The sequence below is a fragment of the Moorena sp. SIO1F2 genome, assembly GCF_010672755.1.
Taxonomy (GTDB): domain Bacteria; phylum Cyanobacteriota; class Cyanobacteriia; order Cyanobacteriales; family Coleofasciculaceae; genus Moorena.
In genome coordinates this window covers 1-2241 of sequence record NZ_JAAHFV010000590.1, presented here as the reverse complement: position 1 = coordinate 2241, position 2241 = coordinate 1, and the positions used below count along the sequence as shown (strand labels likewise).

Annotated in this window: 3 protein-coding genes and 1 pseudogene; 2 read left to right on the top strand and 2 right to left on the bottom strand. The window is 47.2% G+C overall.

What is annotated here, in order from left to right:
- Positions 1-75: 75 nt before the first annotated feature.
- Entirely contained in the window at positions 76-285 is a 210-nt protein-coding gene (locus tag F6J94_RS33140) for a toxin-antitoxin system, antitoxin component, Xre family protein (RefSeq protein ID WP_293048015.1), read from the bottom strand.
- A gap of 373 nt (positions 286-658) precedes the next feature.
- On the opposite strand from F6J94_RS33140, the gene F6J94_RS33135 reads away from it, so the two are divergent.
- The gene (locus tag F6J94_RS33135; protein WP_293048013.1) at positions 659-1225 is read left to right on the top strand and encodes a hypothetical protein; all 567 of its coding nucleotides are present in this window, start codon (positions 659-661) and stop codon (positions 1223-1225) included.
- Complete coding sequence (locus tag F6J94_RS33130) at positions 1225-1713, top strand: hypothetical protein (protein WP_293048011.1); 489 nt, start codon at positions 1225-1227, stop codon at positions 1711-1713. Before F6J94_RS33135 ends, F6J94_RS33130 begins: the two co-directional genes overlap by 1 nt.
- Before the next feature lie 128 nt (positions 1714-1841).
- Here F6J94_RS33130 and F6J94_RS33125 read toward each other — a convergent pair.
- Positions 1842-2241, bottom strand: a pseudogene (locus tag F6J94_RS33125) (substrate-binding domain-containing protein); the annotation flags it as partial.

The following is a 2241-nucleotide window of genomic DNA, read 5'->3' as shown; positions in this document are numbered from 1 at the left end:
ATGATAACGGTTGGTCTTTTTTTTAGAGTAGTCTGGTCAGTAAAGGGAAAAGGGACGAGAAGAATATCCCCAAAATTATAGGTTGTCATACTCGGCATCTTCAGGATTATCCCAAATTTTAGCAAAGACAGATTCAGAAAGTTTAGTAGATAAAACAGTTAATTCTCGCTCTGTATTCTCTTGACTAAGGGCATCAATCAAATTTTCTACTTGTTGAATTTGTTCAAGGGAGAGTTTTTTAAGCTTTTCTATGAGTCGATTTTCTAGAGTGCTATTTGCTGTCATGATTAATTACGTTTTTTTGATTATATCTTTTTACTTAGAATAACGCGATCGCATGGCTCAATATATGTTATCCGCAACCGTTGGATAAACGATCGCACTCACAACCTCAATTCCATCGTAGGTTGGGTATAGGAACGGAAACCCAACAAAATCAGACTGCCACACCAATTAAATTGTAGGTTCTTTATTGTAAGAGCAGATACCCGGCTCTTGGGTCGAAGACGTTGTGTTGAGGGGAATTATGTTGGGTAACATTCAACAACCCAACCCGACCGAGGGTACGCACTACGAGGCGTACGCACTACAACCCAACCTACAAAAGCGATCATATCACTACAAGAGTGTACGCTCTTGTAGTGATATGATCGCGCTTATGTTAATCGAACTTATTGCTTCTGATCAGGTTCTAGAACAAGCCTATCTGTGGATGTGTGAAAAACGTGCCCATCATCATTTTAATTCCGATGTGTGGCAGGTTAGACGGTGGTGGGATGAGAAAAAACCCCTCCTACAGCAGCAACTACGGGCCGGAACCTATCAGTTTCGGGAATTACGCCGGGTTTGGGGTCCAGACCAGTTGGTTGACTATTGGTCGTCAATGGATGCTTTGGTGCTGAAGGCCATCGCCATGGTATTGACCAACCACCTCCAACCCCATCTCTCGGATCGGGTGTTTCATTTGGCGGGAAGTGGGGGGATGAAGGGCGCGGTGCGGGAGGTGGCAGCGAATTTGTCGGATCATCAGTTTGTGTTTCGGACGGATGTGAAAAGCTATTATGCCAGTATTGATCATGAAATTTTAATGGAGATTGTGAAACGTAATGTGGATGATGAGAAGGTTTTGGCCTTGCTTTGGGGCTATTTGCGGCGGTATGTATCGGATGGGGGCAAATTTATGGATATTACCGCATCTCCTTGGGTTGTCCCCTCTCGCCGTTGATGGGGGCGCTGTACCTCAAGCCGTTGGATGATAGGATGGCTACCCTCCTGGGAGGGGCAGGGGGTGGGTTAGGCTGCTTTTATGCCAGTTTTATGGATGATTGGGTTGTCCTGGCCCCGACGCGGTGGAAGCTGCGGAAGGCGATTAAGGCGGTGAATGAGGTGATGGCCGAGTTGCGGGTACAGAAGCACCCGGATAAGACCTTTATCGGACGGATAGCCAAGGGGTTTGATTTCCTGGGTTATTGGTTTACACCGACGGGATTGGGGGTGGCAAGTAAAACGGTGTCACGGATGCTGGATAAGGTGTCTCGGCTTTATGAGCAAAATGCGGATGATGAACGCATTGAGACTTACCTTAAACGCTGGTGGCGGTGGGTGAGGTCTGGGGTTGATGGGATTTTGTGTGTGGGCGTACCCTTGGTTGGGGTTTGGTTGGTGCTAACGGCAGTTGCTAAGGCACCCTACAAGAGCGGCGATCGCTCTTAACCAAATATGTCCGCTCCGCACACAAATCATCCACACACGTCCGAATTAAGATTGGTGGGTATTCGACTGCGTAACCCACCTACACATTATGGCTTGCTCGGCTGGTGGGTTCCCTTCTCTGTTCCTGTTCACCAATTCTGTTGCTGTTGCGAGTTCACATCTCTGCGGACAATGGCTGCGGTGGAAACCGTTTCAATGGTGGGATTAAAATAATAAATCTGATCGGGCTTGCTTTGAGTCTGGGCTGCTTGTTCCCAACGGTAGAGGGCAATGCTTTCATATACAGTAGCAACATCTGCCTCATTGGGGCCACGAGCTATAAACTCTTGCAATAGAGTGTCCGTTGAGCGTGGCGGTTGATAGACAGACCGCTTGACTAAACCGAACAGAGATTGAATTTCCGAGCTATTAAAATTAGTTGGGGATAAGGTTGCGCCCCCAGAATTACTCTGTGTCCCTATACTTAAGGTCAGTTGTCCGCTATTGGAACGATTAGGATCGGTAGTCACAAAGTCAAAACTACCCCAA